Origin of the sequence: Pandoraea commovens (assembly GCF_902459615.1) — a bacterium.
In the GTDB taxonomy this organism is placed as follows: Bacteria; Pseudomonadota; Gammaproteobacteria; order Burkholderiales; family Burkholderiaceae; genus Pandoraea; species Pandoraea commovens.
The window spans coordinates 81,695-103,501 of the sequence record NZ_CABPSA010000005.1 but is presented as its reverse complement, the minus strand read 5'-3'; the positions used below and the strand labels follow the sequence as shown (position 1 = coordinate 103,501).

Sequence of the window (21,807 nt, the reverse complement as noted above, 5' to 3'; positions counted from 1 at the left end):
CCCGCGAACAGCGGGCGCTTTCATTTGTTCATGCCACTTACGCACCGGCAAGCTTATTCAAGGCGTTGCGGATCTTCTCCTTATTCTCAGCATTAAAGAGTGTTGAGACGCTATTCGTGACGGTGACGATGGCGGTTTTCCAGCGTTTGCCCGTGAGCGTTGCCAGATCTACGTGCGACGTCAGCGCCACGGTGACGGACGCACGCGCGCCTTCCGACGCTACGCCCTTAAGAAATCCGTCCAGCGCCCGTATCCGAATCTGATCGTCTTCGCGCGAGCGCGTAAGAGGGTAGTCGTACAGGGTCTTAGCGATGTCGTCATAGGCGCTCGCCATATCCTCCACCTGATCGGGAGGGTTCGACGAGAGTGCGTTGACGAACCTCGACATGTCGCTTGGGTAAAAGTTTGAATTCACTTTCCCCACCCTGTCGAACGCGTGCTTCCAGACGTTGTAGCGATCGGTTTTCGGCACCAACGACATCTCGCATGTCACGATCCGAGCGGCGAGTTCGGGGGCGAATGTCGATTCGATGGCACTGTACTTTCCCCATAGTCCCGAGATGAGCGCGAGGCAGGTTTGCGGTCGATCCTTGATTTCGCCTGAGGCGAAATTGAGAATGTGATTTGCCGTTTCCAAATTGACGGCCTTGTCGTAGATATTGCTAAAGAACTCGCTGACTCTACTTTTCACCGTACCTTCATCGAACGGATTGCCCTTGGGAGAGACGAGCTCGGCAAAAACTTTCCAGGTCGCGATCATCGATGATTTCGCGTCCTTTTCTTGCTTGTTGCGTGGGAAATCCACTATCGCATCAAAGAAAACGCTCAGTGTTTTCGAGGAAAGTGGGGATGAGGCGTTGAGCTTCATGAGAAAGATCTGCGTCCATTCTTTCGAGAAGCTATTGGGAAGCTGCGTTTTTAGAGCCTTCAACGTTTTTCGAAGCTGGTTCAGATCGGCATCCGTTGGTTCGTCTGCGCTGCCGGTGATCAGTAACGCCTTCAATTGGAGGGGAACATCGGTGCTGCTCGCGGTGAGAGTGTCCGAATGCCCCGTTTCGATACTACTGCCGGTCTGGGTCGCCCGAGTCAGTGAGGCGGAAATCTCAGCTTGAGTCGGATTTTTCGGCGTGGTCGAGCGGGCGTTCGTTTCCGAAGTCTGCGAGGCAACGGTGTTCTGTGAGGCGGATGCCGAGGAAATTTCCATCATGAACTCCTTGAGTTCGTTGGGAGGAATTTCATCGTGCGCCCCCTCGTTGATGAACACCTTTGCTTTTCGACCACGATCCTGACCAGTTTTCGACGCGGTGAGCGAATCCTGATAAGCCGCGCGGCGGCCGGTCAATCCAGCATCGTGACCTTGTACTCGTCCATCACGTCCGCAAGCGTTTGCGCCATGGTTACCGCAAGGTCGTCGAAGCCACAGCGGCGGCATGTCGAGCGCAGATCGTCGAGTAACTGAGCGGATTCGTCTGGCGAGAACGTGAGATAGGCGAAGTCGCCGCGCGCCATGACGATCTCGATCAGATGTTCGAGCAGTGCTCGCCCATCACGCTCGGGCATGCAGTCGACGCGGTCGGAAATCGCATCGATGGCGTCGTACATGTCGGCGCTGTGTAACCGTTGATCGGCGTGCACGATGGCGCGCGCGACGGTGGCCATCTCACCTCCGGGGACGGATTTGAGCAACGCGTCCGTGAGGTCGCGCCACCCGCCGTTAATGACGAAATTCCGCGAGGCGCTCACGACCGCCAACGCAGCGGCTCGCTGTTCGGCCTCCGTCAGTAGCCCAATGAACCGGGCCATGGGTACGAGCCGCTGCGCTCTCGGACAAGCCTTCGAGCGTTCCACCGCCGCGAGCAATTTGCCCCACGCGGCGGCGCGTGTGTCCGAGGGCATATCGGCAATCGCGTGCAACCGGTGGGCGATCAGGTGTTCGATGCTGGCAGACGTCGACGTTTGCGCCAGTGCCTGCGCACCGTCGCCCGACAGCTTGTCGAAGGTCAGAAGCATCGCGCGCGCGGCAACCGCTGTCCGGTCTTCGAAGCGATACGTCAGGGCGACGACGCGTTCGAAGGCCGTCGCCCAGTTCTCTTGCGACTGCTCGGCTTCCAGACGTCGCAACAAGCCTTCCATCAGTTGATGTGCATCGGCGTAGGGGCTCTTGTCGAGTACCGCTTCGATGGCGCGCGACTCCAGCGTTGCGAACCAGTCCGATGCCTGCGCCGCCGGATCGCCAAGAATCAGCAGCGCTTTGCGCAATACGTGATCGGGAACCGGTGGGCTGGCGCGATACGACACGCCGGAGGTCGACGGCTTGGGTTCGAGGGCCGGAATCTCGTGCAGGGCGGCAAGACGCTTCCAGCGCGACAGATGGGGGGACTCGTCAAAACTGCCGAACGCTGTGGGAGCGTCTCGCTTTCCCATGCCGCGTGTCAGCACTGCGGTTTCCTCGGCTTCCGTTGGGAGGACGTCCAACACGCTGGAAAGATCGCCGGTCGATTCCGACGGTGCGATGACAGACGAGGGCACCGAATGCGGCACGATCGACCGCATGAGCCAAGGTGGGCTAAGCGGTCGCTGTAGCGTCTGCCAGAAGTCGCGTACGAAAGTGTGTGTGGGCGTGTCGGTGGCGGGCGTTGTGGATGCCGTCGTTGTCGTATCGCCGTTGACGGCGCATTGGCCGGACGGCGCGGTAGGGCTGAAGCGCGGTGTAGGGAACAAGCGCGGACTCCTAGTCGCGGATAAGGGAGCCCGCACTGTGCCGTATTGCCTGGCGTAGCACTTTGTCGCTGTGCTCAGGACTTTGCGGAATTGGCCGTGCCGACGAACGGCACACCGCGTTGGCTGAAGACGACTTACTCGATAGCGGTCGCTTCGTTGCCCGAGCTTTGACGCAGCGGCAATTCCGGCAGTCGTGCGAGGGCGACGATGGCGAGTGCGGCGATCAGCGCACTGCCGCCGAAGAACGCACCAAACGCCAGCCGCAGATGGTCCTCCATCCCGGCAGGGGCGCCGCCCGGGCGCAGGAAGTCGGTCAGCTCGCGCGGTGCGCTGCCGTTGTCACCTGCCACCAGCAGGCCGACGATCAGCGCGCCGAACATCGCCACGCCGATCATCCCGCCCAGGGCGCGGAAGAACGCGTGGGCGGCGGTTGCAATCCCGATGTCGCGCGGCGCAACGGCGTTTTGCGTCGCCACGGTCATGACCGGCATGGCCGAGCCGAAGCCGATGCCCACGAGGCCGAGGCAAATGCCGATCACCGTGAGCGGTAGCGACTGCACGCCGAGCGCGATGATCGCGAGCCCGGCAAATGCCACCGGCAGACCGATCTGCGGCGGACGCTTGTAATGCCCCGTCTGACGCATGTAGTGCCCGGAACTCAGCGCGCCGACCACAATGCCCAGCAGCGGCAGGATCAGCATCAGCCCCGAGCTGCTGGCCGACTCGCCGCGCTGCAATTGCAGATACAGCGGCACGTAAATGCCGATGCTGATGTTGACCATCATCACCAGCACGGCCATTGTCGACGTCATACGAAACACCGGATTGGCGAGCAGCGCGACCGGCAGCAGCGGCTCGCGCACCGTACGTTGATGGCGCAGGAAGACCGCGCCGACGATCACCGTCGCAGCGACCAGACCGCCGATTTCCGCCGACAGCCATGCGTAGCGGTGTCCGCCCCACGTGAGCGCCAGCAGCAGACAAACCGTCGACACGATCAACAGCAGCGAGCCGAGGTAATCGATGCTCGGCTTGCCTTCGCGTCGCGGCAGTCGTCGCAGCGCACGGTCGCTCAGGTAGATCGCGAGAAGGCCGAGGGGGATGTTGATCCAGAAGATGAGCGTCCAGTTGAGGTACTGGGCGAACACGCCGCCGGTGACGGGCCCGGCCACACCGGAGACCGCGAACATCCCCGAGATATAGCCCTGATAACGACCGCGCTCGCGTGGCGAGACGATATCGGCGATCACCGTGTTCGACAGGGCGATCAATCCGCCGCCGCCCAGCCCCTGCACGCCGCGCGCGACGATCAGCGCGAGCATCGAGGGGGCGAGTGCGCACAACACCGATCCGACCAGAAAGACGGCGACGCTCGCGGCGATGACGACTCGGCGTCCGAACAAATCCGAGAGCTTGCCCACGATGGGCGTAATGGCCGTGGACGAGAGCAGATAGGCGGTGACGACCCACGAGACGGCGTCGAAACTGCCGAGGTCACGCGCGATGGTCGGGAGTGCGGGCGCGACGATGGTCTGGTCGAGCGAGCCCAGAAACATGATCAGCAGCAGGCCGGTGAGGATCGATTTGACCTCGGCGGGCGTGAGTGACGTTGGCGAGACGCCGGCTGGCGTCGTCTGTGAGTCGTTGGCGGACATGCGAGCGGATGAAGACGAATGCTTGGGGGAGCAAAAAACAAGCCGCCCCGGCAGGGACGGCCTGATTCACGCGAAACGTGCCAAATATGTTACTCCCGCAAGCGCCATGCGGCCAGAAGCCCCGTAGCGCGTCGGTCTCGACGATTGAGACGGCGTTTTGTCAGGTGATCTGTCTCGTTGGTCGCCGTCTCGTCGCCGTCTGGTCGCTGTCTGGTCGACTTCGTCCGCTACTTGTTCACCAGCCGCGCAGGCACTGCCAGCGTCAGCAATCCGCCCAGAATCATGAAAACGGTGAGCAAGAACATGCCGCTGTTGGTGCTCTGCGTGGCGTCCTTGAGGAAGCCGATCAGATACGGGCCGACGAAGCCCGCCAGATTGCCCAGCGAGTTGATCATCGCAATCCCAGCGGCCGCTGCCGTGCCGCCGAGGAACGCCGTCGGCAGACTCCAGAACAGCGGCAGCACGATCATGATCCCCATCGTAGCGAGCGTGAGCGCGACCATGGCGAGTTGCGTGTTGTGGCTCCACACCGTCGACAGGAACAGGCCGATTGCGCCGAGGAACGCGGGAATCGCGATGTGCCAGCGACGCTCGCCCTTCAGATCCGAACGGCGTCCCACTACGACCATCGCAATGACCGCGAAGAAGTACGGAATGGCCGTCAGCAAACCGATCTGCAACGGATCCGTCACGCCGGTACTCTTGATGATCGTCGGTAGCCAGAAGCCCACGCCATAGAGGCCGATCACGAACGAGAAGTAGATCAGGCTCATCATCCACACGCGCGGGCTCGAGAACACCTGACGCAGCGGCAGGTCTTCCTTGGTGAGCACATCGCTTGCGATGTTGCGCTCAAGCATCGACTTCTCGGCGTCGTTCAACCACTTGGCGTCGCGAATCCGGTCATCGAGCACGAACAGCACCGCAATGCCGATGATCACCGACGGAATCGCTTCGATGAGGAACATCCACTGCCAGCCCGCGAGGCCATTCACGCCGCTCATGTCCTTCAGGATCCAGCCCGAGAGCGGACCACCGATAAGACCCGAAAGCGCCACGGCCGTCATGAACCATGCCGTCATGCGCCCGCGCCGCGAGGCCGGGTACCAGTAGGTGATGTAAAGGATGATGCCGGGAAAGAAGCCCGCTTCGGCCACGCCGAGCAGGAAGCGCATGACGTAGAACATCGACGGCGTGGTGACGAACATCGTCGCACCGGAGATGATGCCCCACGAGATCATGATGCGCGCGATCCACACGCGCGCGCCGACGCGATGCAGGATCACGTTGCTCGGCACTTCGAAGATGAAGTAACCGATGAAGAAGATGCCTGCGCCAAGACCGAACACGGTCTCGGAGAATTGCAGGTCGCCCACCATCTGCAACTTGGCGAAACCCACGTTCACGCGATCGAGATAAGCGACGACATAGCAGAGCAGCAGAAACGGAATCAGCCGCCAGCCGACCTTGCGGTAGGTGGCCGCTTCAAAGTCCGCCGAGGCCGTGTCGGCCATGGGCGAGGGGGGCGTCGGAACGCTGTTCATACGGATCTCCTCCGGTTTGACGTTGTGTTGTCTATCGTTATGTTGTGGTGCGACAACTACGGGTGCTACGGACTACTGGAAACGGTATGCGCGCAGATTGATGGGGCTGCGCTAGATGCAGCGGCCGCCGTCGACTTCGAGGCAGACACCGGTGATGAAGGCGGCGTCGTCGCTGGCGAGATAGAGGCACGCGTTGGCGATGTCCTGCGGCGTGGAGAAGCGGCCGAGCGGAATACCTGCGAGGAATTTGGCGCGGTTCTCAGGCGTATTCGGCACGCCCATGAATTCGGCGGTCAGGCCCGTGTCGCCGATGACCGGATTGACGCAATTGACGCGAATGTTCTGCGGGCCGAACTCGGCGGCCATCGCCTTGCTTGCGGTGATCACCGCGCCTTTGCTGCCGTTGTACCAGACGAGGCCGGGGCGCGGACGCACACCCGCCGTCGACGCAATGTTGATCATCACGCCGCCGCCGTGTTGCTGGAAGTAGGGGATGACGGCGCGTGCGCTCCAGAAGATGCTTTTGACGTTGACCGCATAGACGCGGTCGAACTCCGCTTCGGTGACTTCGAGCAGTGGCTTGTTGCGGTGCGTGGTACCTGCGTTGTTTACGACGATGTCGAGCTTGCCGAAGCGCGCGACGGCCTCCGTGAGCAGCGTGACGTGATCTTCCTCGCGCGACACGTCGCCGTAGACGAAAACCGCCCGACCGCCCGCCTCGACGATCTCCCCGGCCACGCGCTCGCCCGCTTCACGATTCAGATCGTTCACGATCACCGCCGCGCCTTCGCGCGCAAACGTCTTGGCAATGCCTTCGCCGAATCCCGATCCGGCGCCCGTCACGATAGCCACTTTCTGTTGCAAACGCATGCCTTGTCTCCGAAGTGCGAAGTAAGCGCAAAGTAAGCGCAAAGGAAGCGAATCACCCGTGCCGGATGGCGACGGTCTTGAGCGTGGTGAATCCGTAGAGGGCTTCGAACCCCTTTTCGCGGCCGTGGCCGGAGTGCTTCATGCCGCCGAAGGGCAGCTCCACACCGCCACCTGCGCCGTAATTGTTGATGAACACCTGACCGGCGCGAATGTCGCGAGCGAGGCGCATCTGACGTGCCCCGTCGCGCGTCCACACACCGGCGGCGAGGCCGTAGAGCGTTCCATTGGCGAGTCGCACGGCGTCCGCTTCATCGGTAAAAGGCATGGCCGCGAGCACCGGGCCGAAGACTTCCTCACGAGCGAGACGGTGCGTGTCGGGGACATCGCGCAACAAGGTCGGGGCTTGATAGAAGCCAGCCTCCGGCGCGCTGCCGACAACTTCGCCCTGCGACATCACGGCAATCCCGTCGTGCTGGGCTTCGGAGAGGAAGTCCCACACGCGTTGTTGCTGTTTCGCGTTGATGAGCGGACCGAGGTCGAGATCGTCATGCGACGGCCCGACGCGCAGCTGGGCGAACGCTTCGGCCAGTCGCGCGAGTACGCCCTCGTACGCATCGCGCTCCACCAACAGACGACTGCCTGCCGAGCAGGTTTGCCCTGCGTTTTGCACGATGGCGTTCACGACGACCGGCATCACGGCGTCAAGATCGGCGTCGGCGAAGATGATCTGCGGCGACTTGCCGCCGAGTTCGAGCGTCACCGGCGTGTGGTTCTCGGCGGCCATCTGCGAGATCAGCGTGCCAGTGGCGGGCGAGCCGGTAAACGAGATGTGATCAATGCCCGGATGCCTTGCCAGTGCAGCACCGGCTTCGGCCCCGTAGCCCGTCACGATATTGAGTGCACCCGGCGGCAGCCCGGCTTCGAGCGACAGCTCCGCCACGCGCAGCAGCGAGAGACACGCGTCTTCCGCCGGTTTGACCACGCAGGCGTTGCCCGTCGCGAGCGCGGCGGCCACGCTGCGTCCGAAGATCTGCAACGGGTAATTCCACGGAATGATGTGACCGGTCACGCCGTGCGGCTCGCGCACCGTGAATACGGTGAATCCCTGCTGATAGGGAATCGTCTCGCCGTGCAGCTTGTCGGCGGCCCCGGCGTAGAACTCGAAGTACCGCACGATGGCGGCAGCGTCGGCCCGGGCCTGTTTGAGGGGCTTGCCGGTGTCGCGGGCTTCGAGTTGAGCGAGCTCTTCCTGATGACGGGCGAGAAGGCTGGCGAAGGCGTAGAGCGTGCGGCCGCGCTCGGCGGCGGCGGTACGGCCCCAGTCACCGTTGAAGGCGGCGCGCGCCGCGATCACGGCACGGTCGATGTCTTCGGCGTCGCCGCGGGCGATTTCGGTGAAGGGCTGGCCGTCGGAGGGATCGATGACGGCAATGACGGTGTTGGCCGTATTGGCCGACAGCGGAGATATCGCGGGAGTACCGCCGCGCCTGGCGGGGGCGACCCAGCGATTGCCGATGAAGTGTGTAGCTTCGGGCATGTCGACTGCACCTCGTGTAAAGGGTGGGGCCATTATCACTTAACTCACGAGGGCATTGACCGTCGTATAGGTCACATCCGCATAAACACCTAAAATGAGCGCATTGCAATTAAAGATATTTTATTGCAATTTTTTCTCGCCTATCCTTGATCACATCGAATCGCCAGACGGGCGTCTGGCATGGCACTACAGTTCGCTGCATACCGTCGGTTCAATGACGGACGGACCCGGCGAAGCAGTCGAACCGAAGCATTCAGGAGCAGGCAGGCGATGAACGACGCTGTGACCCAAGAGACGCTGTTGACCCCGCTGTTGACCCGGTTACAGGAAGCGCTCGGCGCGGATGCCGTGCTCACGAGTGAGTCGGATACCGCTGGCTATACCGAAGACTGGCGCGGCCGTTATCGGGGCGAGGCGCTGTGCGTCGTGCTGCCGTCGTCCACCGAGCAGGTGAGCGACATTGTGAAGCTGTGCGCAGCGGCCGGTGTATCGATCCTCCCGCAGGGCGGGAATACCAGCTTGTGCGGTGGCGCAGTGCCGCCGACTCACGGCCCGGCACCGGTCATTCTGAATCTGGCGCGCATGCGCCATATCCGTCAGGTCGACGCGGCCAACGGCTCGATGGTTGTCGAGGCTGGGTGCATTCTGAAAACCGTACAGGATGCGGCGGCCGACGTCGGACGTTTGTATCCGGTGAGTCTCGGAGCGGAAGGGTCGTGCCAGATCGGCGGCACGCTCTCGACGAATGCAGGCGGCACGAGCGTGCTGCGTTACGGCAATACGCGCGATAACGTGCTGGGTCTCGAAGTCGTGCTGGCCGACGGCACCATCTGGGACGGTCTGCGTGCGCTGCGCAAGGACAACACGGGCATCGATCTCAAGCATCTGTTCATCGGCGCGGAAGGCACGCTCGGCATCGTCACGGCGGCCGCGCTCAAGCTCCATCCGCTGCCTACGCATCACTCGCTCGCGTGGTTCGCGCCGCGCGATCCGGCCGCCGCGCAGCACATCCTCGGCATGTTCCAGAACGCCTGCGGCTCGCGTCTGTCTGCGTTCGAAATCATGAACCGCCACCAGCTCGATCTGGTGCTGGCAAACGTGCCGAACCGTCGCAATCCGCTCACCGGTGCCCATGCATGGCACGTGCTTGTCGAACTGGGCGACACGCGCGATGCCGAGGGCCTCGAAGCGGTGCTTACCGAAACGCTGGGCGAAGCCATCGAACAAGGACTGGTCGAAGACGCCGTCATCGCCGCGAACGAAACGCAGCGCGCCGATCTCTGGGAAGTGCGCCACAGCGTGAGCGAGGCGAACAAGAAGGCTGCCATCGGTCTCACCACCGACTGCGCCGTGCCGGTGTCGAGCGTGCCCGAATTCATCGACGCGTCGACGCGCGCCGTGCACGCCATCGTGCCGGGACTCGACATCGCCATCGTCGGCCACATGGGCGACGGCAACGTCCACTTCATTCCGATGTTCTCGTTCGAGGCTTGGGCGGCACTGGCCGACAGTGCGGCGATGGGCGACGCGATGCGCGCTGCGGTCAACGATGTTGCTGCGCGCCTGTCGGGCACGTTCAGCGCCGAGCATGGCGTCGGGCAAACGGGCCTGCCGCTGATGCAGCGCTACAAGGCCCCCGCCGAACTGACGCTGATGCGCGCGGTGAAAGCGGCGCTCGATCCGAACCAGCTGTTCAATCCGGGGCGTCTCGTTCCGTAAGCATCACGCACGAATTCACACACACACGTTTTTCAAGTTTTGCTGTTTGTTTTGCCATAACTGCGCGCGCGGCGGCTGCCTTTCCGTATGTCAGTCCGCAAACCGTCGCCGCGCCCACCCTCCCAGTCAAGACCGGAGACCATGATGAAACGCAAGACCTCCGCAAGCCCGCTCGATACCACCAAGAAAAGCGAAGCGACGCTCGCACAACCGGGCCGTCGCACGGCCATGAAGACGGCCATCGTCGGCGCGGCCGCCGTCGCCTTCCCGTTCGTGTGGACGCCTTCGCGCGCCGCCACCAAGCGCATCGTGGTGCGTGACGACGGCGGCATCTACACCAAGGCGTACGACGCCGTGTACTACAAGCCCTTCGCCAAGGCGACGGGCATCGAGGTCGTCGGCGTGCAGGCCAATGCAGAGCCGACCGCGCAGATCAAGAGCATGGTCGAGGCGGGCAGCTACACATGGGACATGGCGAAGATCAGCCAGCCCGCGATTCTGTTGCTGACGTCGGGCGGCAAGGAGTATCTGGAGCGTCACGGTCTGGAAGCGGACCCGACCATCTCCAAGATTCCGAAGCAATACATGTCGCCGTTCGGCGTGGGCACGAACGTCTACTCGACGGTGCTGGCGTATCGCTCCGATGCGTTCAAGGGCCGCAAAGCCCCGTCGTCGTGGGCCGATCTGTGGAATGTTAAGGACTTCCCGGGCCGTCGCTCGATTCGCAAGTATCCGTTCGACACCATCGAGCAGGCGCTGCTCGCCGATGGCGTGGCGCCCGGCTCGGTGTATCCGTGCGACTTCGACCGTGCATTCAAGAGCCTGGACAAGATCGCCAAGCAGGTCGCCGTGTGGTGGACGACCGGCGCGCAGGTCGAGCAGATGCTCGGCTCGGGCGAAGTCGACATGGTCGCCACGTGGGCCTCGCGTGCGCAGTCGGCACAGGCCAACGGCGTGCCGGTCGAGATCGTCTGGAACCAGAACATCTGGGGCGTCGATAACTGGTCGATTCTGAAGGGCACGCCCAACGCTGCCGCTTGCCGCGAGTTCATCAAGTTCGCGAGCGATCCGAAGCGTCAGGCGGAACTGGTCAAGTTCTTCCCGGCCGGCATGACGCAGCCGGAAGCCTTCAATTACGTGAAGCCCGAGATCGCCAGGAACTGCCCGACGTTCCCGGACAACATGAAGAGCGGCGTGCACATCAACGCGCAGTTCTGGCAGCAGAACCAGAGCGTGGCGCTCGAACGTTTCAACCGCTGGATCCTGACCTGATCCTCACCTGCTGTTCCGTTTCATGTTTTTTGGGGTGCTGATCTCATGACCGTTGCCAATCTTCAAGTTTCGGGCCTGTCCAAGCGTTACGGCGATTTTGTCGCCCTCGCGCCGACCGACCTCGATGTCGCCCAGGGCGAATTCCTGACCTTGCTCGGCCCCAGCGGCTCGGGCAAGACCACTTTGCTCTCGCTCATCGCCGGTTTGTCGCAGCCCGATGCGGGCGCCATCCGCATCAATGGGACCGATGTCACGTACGGCGCGCCGTACGAGCGCGACATCGGCATGGTGTTCCAGAACTACGCGCTGTTCCCCCACATGACGGTGGCGGAGAACATCGCGTTCCCGTTGCAGATGCGTCGCACCGACGCACAGGCCGCTCGCAAGATGGTCATGAACGCGCTGGAAATGGTGCATCTGCCGCACGTGGCAGAGCGCTATCCGCGCGAACTCTCGGGTGGTCAGCAGCAGCGCATTGCACTCGCGCGCTGCATGGTCTACCGGCCGTCGATCATTCTGATGGACGAGCCGCTGGGTGCGCTCGACAAAAAGCTGCGCGATCACATGCAGCTCGAAATCAAGCGTATTCACCGGGAGTTGGGCACCACCATCGTCTATGTCACGCACGATCAGGAAGAAGCGATGACGATGTCCGATCGCATCTGCCTGATGAACGCGGGCGAGATCGCGCAACTCGGTACGCCCGACGATCTGTACTTCCGTCCGAAGAGCGTGTTCGTGGCCGACTTCCTTGGCGAGTCGAACCTGCTCGATGCGACGGTGCTCACGCGTAGCGGTGATCAGGTGCGCGTGGCCATGCCGGGCGTGACGGCTGCGAACGGCGCAGGCGCGATGGTCTACGACCCGCAAGTCGAGCAGGGTCGCACTGTCAAGCTGATGCTGCGTCCGCAGAACCTGCATCTGCACGACACGGACGCTGCCGGTGAAGGCATGGCGACGATCTCGGCGAAGCTGACCGACATCATGGTCACGGGCGGCATGACGAAGTTGTATCTGCAATCGACGGCGACGGGCGGCGACGCGAGCAAGTCGCTTGTGGCCGCTTTCCCGACGCGCCGTCAGGGCAACCGTTTCGAAATCGGTCAGACGCTGGGCCTCGCCTGGCGCGCCGACGACGCCGTGGCGATTGCGGGGTAAGCCATGAGTGCATCTGCCGTGGTCCGCCCTTCGTCCTCCCAACCCGCTCAACCGGCCCCGCGCCGGGCGCGCTGGCGCGCGCGCATGCGTCCGCTGCTGATGGCAGCCCCCATCGTCATCCTGCTGGCCGTCATGCTGATCTACCCGGTCGGCCAGTTGCTGCTGCTGAGCATTCGCGGTGAAAGCGGCTTTACGCTTGCCGAATATCAGCGGCTGTTCGCCTCGTCGGTGTACGTCGAGGTGTTGCTCATCACCCTCAAGGTCTCGCTCTACACGACCTTCTTCGCGGTCCTCACCGGGTATCCGATTGCCTACCGGCTCTCGACGCTCAGCGGCGCGCGCAAGCAACGTCTGCTGTTCTGGCTGCTGCTCTCGTTCTGGACGAGCTTTCTTGTTCGCACGTTCGCGTGGGTGGTGCTGCTTGGCCGTAACGGCGTCGTGAACCGTACCTTGCTCGATCTCGGTCTGATCGATCAGCCGCTGTCGCTGCTCTACAGCTTCCCCGCCGTGGTGCTGGGGATGGTGCATGCCCTGATGCCGCTGGCGGTGCTGACGATGCTCTCCGTCATGGAGAACATCGACCGTCGTCTGCCGAGCGCGGCCTCGACGCTGGGCGCACGTCCCGGCACGGTGTTCTGGCGCGTGTACTTCCCGTTGTCGTTGCCGGGCGTGGCCGCCGGTGCGCTGATGGTGTTCGTCACGTCCATCGGCTTCTTCATTACGCCGACATTGCTCGGTGGCCGTCACGAAACCATGATCACGCAGCTCATCATCGATCAGGTGATGCAGGCGCTGAACTGGGGTTTTGCCGGTGCGATCTCGGTGCTGCTGCTCGCCGTGGTGCTGGTGGTGTTCTTCGTCTACGACCGTATGGTTGGTCTGTCGACGATGGCCGGTGGCGCGGGCGATGTGAAGTCAGGCAAGCGCCGTGGCGGCTGGACACGCACGCTCGGCGAGAAGGTGCTCGCGACGCTTGGCATCGCGACCGATCTGCTGCTGCGCGCGTTCCCGAAAGGGCGCGGTGCCCAGGCGGAGCAGGGCGACGGTCTCGTGCTGCGCGTGTTCGTTTTCCTGCTGGTCGTGTTCCTCGCTGCGCCCGCGCTACTGATGATTCCGATGTCGTTCGATTCGGCTTCGGGTCTGGCATGGCCGCCGAAGGGCTTCTCGTTGCAGTGGTATCAGCAGATCTGGGATTCGCCTTTGTGGATGCAGGCAGTCACGCGCTCGATGCTCGTGGGGATCGGTGCAGGCTTGCTGTCGATGCTGATCGGCACCCCGGCGGCGTTCCTGCTGGTACGCGGTGGCATGCGCGGCAAGTCGGCGATGCTCGCCTTCGTGCTCGCACCGATTGTCGTGCCGCGCATGATCCTCGCCGTCGGCGTGTTCTATTTCTTCGCGAAGATCGGTCTGGTCGGCTCCAGCGTGGGCCTGACGCTCGCGCACACCGTGGTGGCCGTGCCGTACGTCGTTATCACGATGATGGCGGTGCTGCGCAACTACGACACGCGTCTCGATCTGGCGGCGTACAGCCTGGGCGCTCGCCCTTGGGCCACGCTGCGCCGGGTGACGTTCCCGATTCTCGGTGCCGGTCTGCTGTCGTCGTTCCTGTTCGCGTTCGCGACGTCGTTCGACGAGCTCACGATTGCGCTGTTCACGTCGGGCGGGCTGTCGACCACCTTGCCCAAGCAGTTCTGGGACGAGATCACGATGCAGATCTCGCCGGTGATCGCCGCAGTGTCCACGTGCCTGTTCCTTTTCATCGCCGCACTGATCTGGGTGGCCGAGCGACTGCGCCGGCGCAGCCTCGCGACCTGAAGCCCGGATGCGGTATCCGCCCCAACAAACTTACGATTCACGGACGTTTAACTCATGCTTCGCTCCGCACAACTGAAGGGCATTTTCCCGGCCATCCCCACACCGGTGCACACCGACGACACGATCCACATCGAAGGCGCACGTGCGCTCATGCGTTACCTGCTGGCGCAGGGCATCGACGGTGTGGTGCCGCTGGGCGGCACGGGCGAATACGGTGCACTCTCGCGCGCCGAGCGTGTACGCATGGCCGAACTTACGGCGCAGGAAGTGCGTGACCACGGCCGCGACGTGCCGGTGATCGCCGGTGTGCTCGATCCCGGTTATCACGACGCCATCGAAGCGGGCCGTGACTTCGCCGCTGCCGGTGCCGACGGTCTGCTGGTCCTCACGCCGTACTACACGAACCCGACGCAAGCCGGTATTCGCGACTACTTCCTGCGCTACGCCGATGAGTCGCCGCTGCCCATCCTCATCTACGAAATTCCGTATCGCACGCGTATCGCGATTGCGCCGGAAGTGCTGCATGAGCTGTCGCGCCACGAGAACATCATCGGCATGAAGGCCTGCAACACGGACATGTGGCATTTCCTGCGCACCATCGCCGGTGTCGACGAGTCGTTTGCCGTGCTGAGCGGCGAAGACACGTTGTTCCCGCTGCATGTGGCAGCCGGTGCGCGTGGCGGGATCGTGGTGACGGCGTCGTTGTTGCCGACGGCCTGGCAACGCATCTTCTCGCTCGCGTCGGAAGGCAAGACGGCCGATGCGCTGGCGCTGCACCGCTCGCTGATTCCTCTGATGAATCTGGCCTTCGCCGAGACCAACCCCGGTCCGATGAAGTCGGTGATGGATCTGATCGGCGTGAACGCCCCGGCGATGCTCGCACCGCTCGTGTCGCCCGCACCGGCGCTGTCGGCCGAACTGCGCGAAGAACTGGCGCGTCAGCTGGCGATTTTCGAAGGTCGTTGAAGTGTGTCGGCGGTGACGCGTGTCACCGCCCGATAGCAACTGATGGCACCCGATAGCGCCTGAGCGCGCTTAGCGTCGGAACGTCGACAGTCGCGACTTCGAGATCGAGGTCGCGGCGACCTGAATGTGCGGGGCGAGTTCGGCTTCCGCGCGCTCACGCGTCCAGCGCGAGGTCGGCACCGAGATGTTGATGGCTGCGACGGCGTGACCGTCGTGATCGGTGATCGGGGCCGCGACCGAGATGTCGCCCATCACGGTTTCGTTCTCGACGATGGCATAGCCGCGACGCGTGGTCTGCGCAATCCGTTCGAGCAGCTTCTTCTCGTCGATGAGCGTGTACGGCGTCATCGGTTCGAGCGCCGTGCCCGACAGAATCTCACGCACGCGCGCTTCGGGCAGACGCGACAGGATTGCAATGCCCGACGCCGTGAACATCGCGGGCAGACGCGCACCGACCACGATATCGATGTTCACCAGATGCTGTCCGGGAAAGCGTGCGACGAACACGATCTCGTGGCCGTCCAGCTCTTGCAAGTTGGTCGTCTCGCCCACACGGCGGCTAATGTCGAGCAGATACGGCGACGCCTTGTCGACCAGCTCGTTGGCGCGAATGTAGTTGTACGAGAACTGCAACACCTTGGTCGTCAGCCCGTAGGTACGCGTCTCCGGTACGCGGAAGAGATAGCCAAGGGCTTCAAGCGTATGCACCAGTCGCTGCGTGGCGCTGCGATCCAGATCCGCCGCTTTGGCGATGTCGCCCAGCGTCATGTACCGCGCAGGACCGTCGAAGGCGTGCAGCACCTGAAACGTCTTCTCGGTCGAGCCGACGAAGAGCGAGGAACGCAGGGCGGCGGCGCTCGAAGCGGTGTCGCTGGTGGATTGGGTGGCGTCTGTGGCAGAGCGCGACGACCCGGCGGATGAGCGCGGCATGGGTGTGCGGGTTGTTCGGATTGTAATGATTGTGATTGTAATGCAATTGTTTGTGCCCAAGTAGCGAACTTTGCCCAATTTCAGGGCATTTAGAAGCGGATGCGGCGGGGCACGCGAGAACATCAAGACAGGGGGAGCAATGCACGCGTTTTCCTGCGTGGAGGATTACCGTCGGGCGGCGAAGCGTCGTCTGACGAAGCTGGCCTTCGATTATCTGGAAGGCGGTGCGGAGGACGGGGAGGCGCTGCGGCGCAATCGGGACGCCTTCGGGCAGTGGGGCTTCGCGCCGCGCGTCATGACGGATATCTCCGCCACATCCAGCGAGACGAATTTCTGGGGACGGTCGGCGGCCGCCCCGATGGTCGTCGGCCCGACCGGCCTGAACGGCCTGTTCTGGCCGCGCGCAGACGAATTGCTCGCCCGTGCCGCTGCGGATGCGGGGCTGCCGTTCGTGCTGTCGACGGCATCGACTTCGCTACTCGAAGACGTGCGCGCGGCGGTGCCGAACGGCGAGCTTTGGCTGCAACTCTATGTGCAGCAGGATCGGCGCATTGCCGAGAGCATGATGCGCCGGGCGCGCGAGGCAGGCTTTCGAACGCTGATGCTGACGGTCGATACGCCTGTGCACGGAAAGCGCGATCACGACACGCGCAACGGCTTCAAGCTGCCCCTGCGCTTCACACCGCGACTCGTGGCGGACTGCATGCGACACCCGCATTGGAGCTGGCAGATGCTCGTGGGCGGCGCGCCGCAGCTTCGCAACATCGCTCAGAGCGTGGGTGAGCGGGCGGATCTGGCGCGTCACGCGGCGATGCTGAGTCGTCAGATGGACTTGTCGCTCGGCTGGCACGACCTGACGTGGGTGCGCAAGCACTGGCCGGGTGAAGTGCTGGTCAAGGGCATTCTGACGGTGGAGGACGCCCGTCAGGCGCAGGCCCACGGCGCGGACGGCATCATCGTCTCCAATCACGGCGGACGCCAGTTGGGCAGCACGCTCGCACCGGTCGAAGCGTTGCCGACGATCGTCGATGCCGTTGGCGTGCCAGGGGCGGGGGGTCCTGCGATGTCCGTGTTCATGGACGGTGGCGTGCGGCGCGGGGCCGACGTCGCCAAGGCCGTCGCGCTGGGCGCGAAGGGCGTGCTGCTGGGACGCGCGCCGCTGTATGGCGTGGCGGCGCGCGGCGGGCAGGGGGTGGATGGGGTGCTGGCATTGCTGCTGAGCGAATTGCGCACGACGATGCAACTGCTCGGCTGCGCCAACGTGGGGGCGTTGACGGCTGAACGGCTGGCACGGCTGCCGTCGTTGCACGAGAACCGAGCCGGCGGGGCAATTCAGGCAAACCCGCTATAATGTTTCGCGCCCGATTGCCGTCGGGCGGCGTGGCATCCGGCCGGTTGGCGGGGCATGCGCGCCGCGCGGCGGCATGCCAATTTTCATTCACAGGAATGCCATCATGAGCTTCAACCACGTGCCTGCCGGTAAGGACCTCCCCAACGATTTCAACGTCATCATCGAGATCCCGGCGCAAAGCGACCCGGTGAAGTACGAAGCCGACAAGGATCTGGGCCTGCTGGTCGTTGACCGCTTCATCGGCACGGGTATGCGTTACCCGGCCAACTACGGCTTCATTCCGCAAACGCTGGCTGGCGACGGCGACCCCGTCGATGCGCTGGTCGTCACGCCGTTCCCGCTGCTGGCTGGCTCGGTCGTCCGCTGCCGCGCACTGGGCATGCTCAACATGACCGATGAGTCGGGCGTGGACGCCAAGCTCGTGGTCGTGCCGGTCGACAAGATCTGCCCGATGACGGCACACATGAAGTCGATCGACGACGTGCCGGGCTACCTGAAGGACCAGATCAAGCACTTCTTCGAGCAATACAAGGCGCTCGAAAAGGGCAAGTGGGTCAAGGTCGAAGGCTGGGAAGGCATCGAAGCCGCCCACAAGGAAATCACCGAAGGCGTCGCGAACGCGAAGAAGTAATTTCCACTTCGCCAAGTTTGCCGCGTCGTTCGTCGACGCAAAGAAAACCCGGCCGTGTGCCGGGTTTTTTCGCAAGCCGCCGGTTTGCAAACGAGGTGTGAAGTGAGCAGCGACGTAGTCATCCGTGTAGTGCAATCGATTGAAGACGTGCCAGCCAACGCGTGGAACGCGCTCGCGGGCGACAACCCGTTCGTGCAGCACGCGTTCCTGCACGCGATGCACGAGACGGGGTGCGCCGCCAAGCGTACGGGCTGGCAACCGGCCTATCTGCTCATGCATGCAGACGAAGTGCTCGTCGGCGCGATGCCGCTCTACGTCAAGTCGCACTCCCGGGGCGAATATGTCTTCGACCACGCATGGGCCGACGCCTTCGCGCGTCACGGTCTCGAGTACTACCCCAAGCTGTTGTGCGCCGTGCCGTTCTCGCCCGTGACCGGGCCGCGTCTGCTCGCACGCACGCAGGCGGATCGCGTGGCGCTGGCGCGCGGTGCGATTGCGTTCGCCCGGCAGCTTGAACTGTCGTCCATCCACGTGCTGTTCACGCACGACGACGATCTGGCCGCGCTCACCGAAGCCGGATACATGCTGCGCGAAGGCGTGCAGTTTCATTGGGAAAATCCGGGCTTCGCCACGTTCGACGACTTCCTCGCGCAGATGAATCAGGAGAAGCGCAAGAAGCTGAAACAGGACCGTCGGCGCGTGCGCGAGGCCGGGGTGACGTACCGTTGGCTGCGCGGCGAGCAAATCGATGACGCAGCGCTCGACTTCTTTTATCAGTGCTACGAAAACACCTACCGTGAGCACTGGAATTCACCGTATCTGAGTCGTGCGTTCTTCGGGCAGGTGCACGCGACGATGCCCGACGCGTTGCTGCTCGTCATGGCGGAGCGTGACGGCCAGCCGCTCGCGTGCGCACTCAATGTCGTGAGCGGCGACACGATGTACGGCCGCTATTGGGGGACGACGGACTTCGTCTCCGGGATGCATTTCGAGACCTGCTACGCGCAGGGCATCGAGTACTGTATCGCGCACGGGCTGCGCAGTTTCGAAGGCGGCGCGCAAGGCGTGCATAAGATGTCGCGCGGTCTGTTACCCACGCCTACGTGGTCCGCCCATTGGATTGCCGACGAACGATTCGCGCAGGCCATCGAGGATTTTCTCGACCGTGAGACGTCAGCGATGGACGAGCACATCGGCGAGCTGGAAGCGCATACGCCGTTCAAGCGACCGGCGTCCTGAGCGATTTCGGGACATATTGGGGCCGTACTCGGGACGTATTGTGGACATAGCGCCGTCGAAGGCAGGCCCCGGCAAGGCGGGGCCTCGCGTAATATACTGACGATTCTTACGCCCGCTTCATCGCTGCAAACGCCCGACAGGTATGCCTGCCGACGTCACGGCACAAGGGCGATGCATGGTAGCCGCCGACATGACCAACCGATTTCTCAATCTCTACAATCACGATTTCGCGCGTGTGGCCGTCGGAGTGCCGCAATGCCGCGTCGCCGATCCCGCTTTCAACGCAGCCCAGACCATCGCGCTGGCCCGTCAGGCCGACGCCGAGGGTGCGGTACTCGTCGCCTTCCCCGAACTTGGCATTCCTGCCTACAGCTGCGAAGACCTGTTCCAGCAGCGCGCCTTGCAGGACGCCTGCGACGCCGCGCTGGCCGAGATCGTGGCCGCGAGCCGGGAGCTGGTCATTGCGATGATCGTCGGCATGCCGGTGCGCGTGCAGCAGCGCCTGTTCAACTGCGCCGTCGTGGTGGCGCGCGGCCGCATTCACGGCGTTGTCCCCAAGACGTATCTCCCGAACTACAGCGAGTTCTACGAAGCGCGCCAGTTCAACGCAGCGGATGACGCAGGCGTCGATTCCGTCGCCCTGCTGGGCAACGACGTGCCGTTCGGTGCGCTCATCTTCGAAGCTGCCGATCAGCCGCTGCTGCGCTTTCACTGCGAGATCTGCGAAGACGTCTGGGTGCCGGTGCCGCCGTCGTCGTTCGCAGCACTTGCGGGGGCGACGGTGCTCGTCAACCTGTCGGCATCGAACGTGGTCGTGGGCAAGTCGACCTATCGTCATCAACTGGTCGCCCAGCAGTCGGCGCGTTGCCTCGCGGCGTATCTGTACACCTCGGCCGGGCAGGGCGAATCGACGACCGACCTCGCGTGGGACGGACAGGCGCTCATCTACGAGAACGGCGACATGCTCGCCGAGTCGGCGCGCTTCGCCAGCGAGTCGCATCTGATCTTCGCCGATGTCGATCTGGAGCGCCTCGCCCGTGAGCGCATGCATCAGACGACGTTCGGTGTGTCGGTGCGCCGCCATGCCGACGAAGTGGCGCGCTTTCGCACGATCAAGGTCGACGTCACCCTGCCGCGTGACGCCGAACTGCCGCTCGCACGCGCAATTGCGCGCTTCCCTTATGTGCCGTCCGATGCGGCGCGTCGCGACGAGCGCTGCCACGAGGTCTACAACATTCAGGTGCAGGCGCTGATGCAGCGTCTCGCGTCGTCGAAGATTCAGAAGGTCGTGATCGGTGTGTCCGGCGGGCTGGACTCGACGCATGCGTTGCTCGTCTGCGCCAAGGTCATGGACCGGCTGGGTCTGCCGCGCGCGAATATTCTGGCCTACACGATGCCGGGCTTCGCGACGAGCGAGCGCACGCTACGTCAGGCGCGCGAGTTGATGGACGCCGTGGGATGCACGGCGCGCGAGATCGATATTCGTCCGAGTTGCATGCAGATGTTGAAGGACCTCGATCATCCGTTCGCGAAGGGCGAGGAAGTCTACGACGTCACGTTCGAGAACGTGCAGGCGGGCGAGCGCACCAACCACCTGTTCCGTTTGGCGAATCACCTGGGGGCGATTGTGATCGGTACGGGCGACCTGAGCGAGTTGGCGCTGGGCTGGTGCACTTACGGTGTGGGCGATCATATGTCGCACTACAACGTGAACGCCAGCGTGCCCAAGACGCTCATCATGCATCTCGTGCGCTGGGTCGCGGAGACGGGGCAACTGGGTGGCGCTGCGTCGGCCAAAGCGCAGAAGGACGGTAAGGACGTTAAGGATGTTAAGGGCGGCAAGGAAGGACAGCGCCGCAACGTCCTCATCGATATTCTTGAGACTGAAATCAGCCCGGAACTCGTGCCGGGCAAGGCCAACGGCGCGCCCGAACAGCGCACCGAGCATTTCATCGGCCCGTACGAATTGCAGGACTTCAACCTCTACTACACGCTGCGCTTCGGCTATGCGCCGCGCAAGGTGGCGTTCCTGTCGTGGAGTGCGTGGCACGATGCGTCGCAGGGGCGCTGGCCGGACGAAGGGCACGCGTCGCGCAACGCCTACGATCTGGTTGCGATCAAGCGCAACCTGCGCATTTTCCTGGATCGATTCTTCCGTACGAGCCAGTTCAAGCGTTCGTGCATTCCGAATGCGCCGAAGGTCGGCACGGGCGGTTCGCTCTCGCCGCGTGGCGACTGGCGTGCGCCGAGCGATTCGGAGTCGGTGGTGTGGCTGGCGGATCTGGACACGGTGCCGGACGATCCGCACGCGTAATTCGATAAGTGGGGCGGGCAGGGTGCGCTGTCATCGGCGTGCCGTTCCCGGCCCGGTACAATAGCCGGGCGAAATTGCAGAATAT

At 63.4% G+C, this 21,807-nt stretch carries 16 protein-coding genes; 9 read left to right on the top strand and 7 right to left on the bottom strand.

Features of this window, described 5'->3' with window-relative positions; translation table 11 throughout:
• Positions 1 to 37: 37 nt before the first annotated feature.
• The 6 genes from PCO31010_RS15735 to PCO31010_RS15710 form a co-directional block, all read right to left on the bottom strand.
• Positions 38 to 1,342, bottom strand: a complete 1,305-nt coding sequence (locus PCO31010_RS15735) for a hypothetical protein (protein WP_150665085.1) — start codon at positions 1,340 to 1,342, stop codon at positions 38 to 40.
• The gene (locus tag PCO31010_RS15730) at positions 1,339 to 2,721 is read right to left on the bottom strand and encodes a hypothetical protein (protein ID WP_150665084.1); all 1,383 of its coding nucleotides are present in this window, start codon (positions 2,719 to 2,721) and stop codon (positions 1,339 to 1,341) included. Before PCO31010_RS15730 ends, PCO31010_RS15735 begins: the two co-directional genes overlap by 4 nt.
• Positions 2,722 to 2,855: 134 nt before the next feature.
• Entirely contained in the window at positions 2,856 to 4,376 is a 1,521-nt protein-coding gene (locus PCO31010_RS15725) for an MDR family MFS transporter (RefSeq protein ID WP_150665083.1), read from the bottom strand.
• Between the two features lie 227 nt (positions 4,377 to 4,603).
• A complete protein-coding gene (locus PCO31010_RS15720) occupies positions 4,604 to 5,920 on the bottom strand; it encodes an MFS transporter (RefSeq protein ID WP_233328374.1) in 1,317 nt (438 codons plus the stop codon).
• Between the two features lie 111 nt (positions 5,921 to 6,031).
• Positions 6,032 to 6,790 carry an SDR family oxidoreductase gene (locus tag PCO31010_RS15715; protein ID WP_150665082.1) on the bottom strand — a complete coding sequence of 253 codons (759 nt, stop codon included), beginning with the start codon at positions 6,788 to 6,790 and terminating at the stop codon, positions 6,032 to 6,034.
• A gap of 52 nt (positions 6,791 to 6,842) precedes the next feature.
• Positions 6,843 to 8,327, bottom strand: coding sequence for an aldehyde dehydrogenase family protein (locus tag PCO31010_RS15710; protein WP_246184628.1), 1,485 nt, complete (start codon positions 8,325 to 8,327; stop codon positions 6,843 to 6,845).
• A gap of 270 nt (positions 8,328 to 8,597) precedes the next feature.
• On the opposite strand from PCO31010_RS15710, the gene PCO31010_RS15705 reads away from it, so the two are divergent.
• The 5 genes from PCO31010_RS15705 (at position 8,598) to PCO31010_RS15685 (ending at position 15,257) form a co-directional block, all read left to right on the top strand.
• Positions 8,598 to 10,046 carry an FAD-binding oxidoreductase gene (locus PCO31010_RS15705; RefSeq protein ID WP_150665081.1) on the top strand — a complete coding sequence of 483 codons (1,449 nt, stop codon included), beginning with the start codon at positions 8,598 to 8,600 and terminating at the stop codon, positions 10,044 to 10,046.
• A gap of 228 nt (positions 10,047 to 10,274) precedes the next feature.
• Complete coding sequence (locus PCO31010_RS15700; protein WP_174984857.1) at positions 10,275 to 11,318, top strand: ABC transporter substrate-binding protein; 1,044 nt, start codon at positions 10,275 to 10,277, stop codon at positions 11,316 to 11,318.
• A 45-nt stretch (positions 11,319 to 11,363) separates the two neighbouring features.
• Entirely contained in the window at positions 11,364 to 12,476 is a 1,113-nt protein-coding gene (locus PCO31010_RS15695) for an ABC transporter ATP-binding protein (protein ID WP_150665080.1), read from the top strand.
• A 99-nt stretch (positions 12,477 to 12,575) separates the two neighbouring features.
• Positions 12,576 to 14,291 (top strand): ABC transporter permease subunit, encoded by a 1,716-nt coding sequence (locus PCO31010_RS15690; protein WP_150665300.1) that lies wholly within the window; start codon positions 12,576 to 12,578, stop codon positions 14,289 to 14,291.
• Between the two features lie 54 nt (positions 14,292 to 14,345).
• Positions 14,346 to 15,257 (top strand): dihydrodipicolinate synthase family protein, encoded by a 912-nt coding sequence (locus tag PCO31010_RS15685; RefSeq protein ID WP_150665079.1) that lies wholly within the window; start codon positions 14,346 to 14,348, stop codon positions 15,255 to 15,257.
• A gap of 69 nt (positions 15,258 to 15,326) precedes the next feature.
• On the opposite strand, the gene PCO31010_RS15680 is transcribed toward PCO31010_RS15685, so the two are convergent.
• A complete protein-coding gene (locus PCO31010_RS15680; protein WP_246184627.1) occupies positions 15,327 to 16,187 on the bottom strand; it encodes an IclR family transcriptional regulator in 861 nt (286 codons plus the stop codon).
• 139 nt (positions 16,188 to 16,326) lie between these two features.
• On the opposite strand from PCO31010_RS15680, the gene PCO31010_RS15675 reads away from it, so the two are divergent.
• The 4 genes from PCO31010_RS15675 (at position 16,327) to PCO31010_RS15660 (ending at position 21,722) form a co-directional block, all read left to right on the top strand.
• Entirely contained in the window at positions 16,327 to 17,538 is a 1,212-nt protein-coding gene (locus PCO31010_RS15675; RefSeq protein WP_150665078.1) for an alpha-hydroxy acid oxidase, read from the top strand.
• 103 nt (positions 17,539 to 17,641) lie between these two features.
• The gene (gene ppa, locus PCO31010_RS15670) at positions 17,642 to 18,169 is read left to right on the top strand and encodes an inorganic diphosphatase (RefSeq protein WP_039399943.1); all 528 of its coding nucleotides are present in this window, start codon (positions 17,642 to 17,644) and stop codon (positions 18,167 to 18,169) included.
• A 102-nt stretch (positions 18,170 to 18,271) separates the two neighbouring features.
• Positions 18,272 to 19,408 (top strand): GNAT family N-acetyltransferase, encoded by a 1,137-nt coding sequence (locus tag PCO31010_RS15665; protein WP_150665077.1) that lies wholly within the window; start codon positions 18,272 to 18,274, stop codon positions 19,406 to 19,408.
• 190 nt (positions 19,409 to 19,598) lie between these two features.
• Positions 19,599 to 21,722: an NAD(+) synthase gene (locus tag PCO31010_RS15660; RefSeq protein ID WP_150665076.1), complete on the top strand. Its 2,124-nt coding sequence runs from the start codon at positions 19,599 to 19,601 to the stop codon at positions 21,720 to 21,722.
• The last annotated feature ends 85 nt before the right edge of the window (positions 21,723 to 21,807 follow it).

What these genes read in the sequence shown, in the direction of transcription:
- PCO31010_RS15725 (WP_150665083.1), bottom strand. Translation starts at nt 4,376, where the DNA reads ATGTCCGCCAACGACTCACAGACGACGCCAGCCGGCGTCTCGCCAACG.
- PCO31010_RS15720 (WP_233328374.1), bottom strand. Translation starts at nt 5,920, where the DNA reads ATGAACAGCGTTCCGACGCCCCCCTCGCCCATGGCCGACACGGCCTCG.
- PCO31010_RS15715 (WP_150665082.1), bottom strand. Translation starts at nt 6,790, where the DNA reads ATGCGTTTGCAACAGAAAGTGGCTATCGTGACGGGCGCCGGATCGGGA.
- PCO31010_RS15710 (WP_246184628.1), bottom strand. Translation starts at nt 8,327, where the DNA reads ATGCCCGAAGCTACACACTTCATCGGCAATCGCTGGGTCGCCCCCGCC.
- PCO31010_RS15705 (WP_150665081.1), top strand. Translation starts at nt 8,598, where the DNA reads ATGAACGACGCTGTGACCCAAGAGACGCTGTTGACCCCGCTGTTGACC.
- PCO31010_RS15700 (WP_174984857.1), top strand. Translation starts at nt 10,275, where the DNA reads ATGAAGACGGCCATCGTCGGCGCGGCCGCCGTCGCCTTCCCGTTCGTG.
- PCO31010_RS15695 (WP_150665080.1), top strand. Translation starts at nt 11,364, where the DNA reads ATGACCGTTGCCAATCTTCAAGTTTCGGGCCTGTCCAAGCGTTACGGC.
- PCO31010_RS15690 (WP_150665300.1), top strand. Translation starts at nt 12,576, where the DNA reads ATGGCAGCCCCCATCGTCATCCTGCTGGCCGTCATGCTGATCTACCCG.
- PCO31010_RS15685 (WP_150665079.1), top strand. Translation starts at nt 14,346, where the DNA reads ATGCTTCGCTCCGCACAACTGAAGGGCATTTTCCCGGCCATCCCCACA.
- PCO31010_RS15680 (WP_246184627.1), bottom strand. Translation starts at nt 16,187, where the DNA reads ATGCCGCGCTCATCCGCCGGGTCGTCGCGCTCTGCCACAGACGCCACC.
- PCO31010_RS15675 (WP_150665078.1), top strand. Translation starts at nt 16,327, where the DNA reads ATGCACGCGTTTTCCTGCGTGGAGGATTACCGTCGGGCGGCGAAGCGT.
- ppa (WP_039399943.1), top strand. Translation starts at nt 17,642, where the DNA reads ATGAGCTTCAACCACGTGCCTGCCGGTAAGGACCTCCCCAACGATTTC.
- PCO31010_RS15660 (WP_150665076.1), top strand. Translation starts at nt 19,599, where the DNA reads ATGACCAACCGATTTCTCAATCTCTACAATCACGATTTCGCGCGTGTG.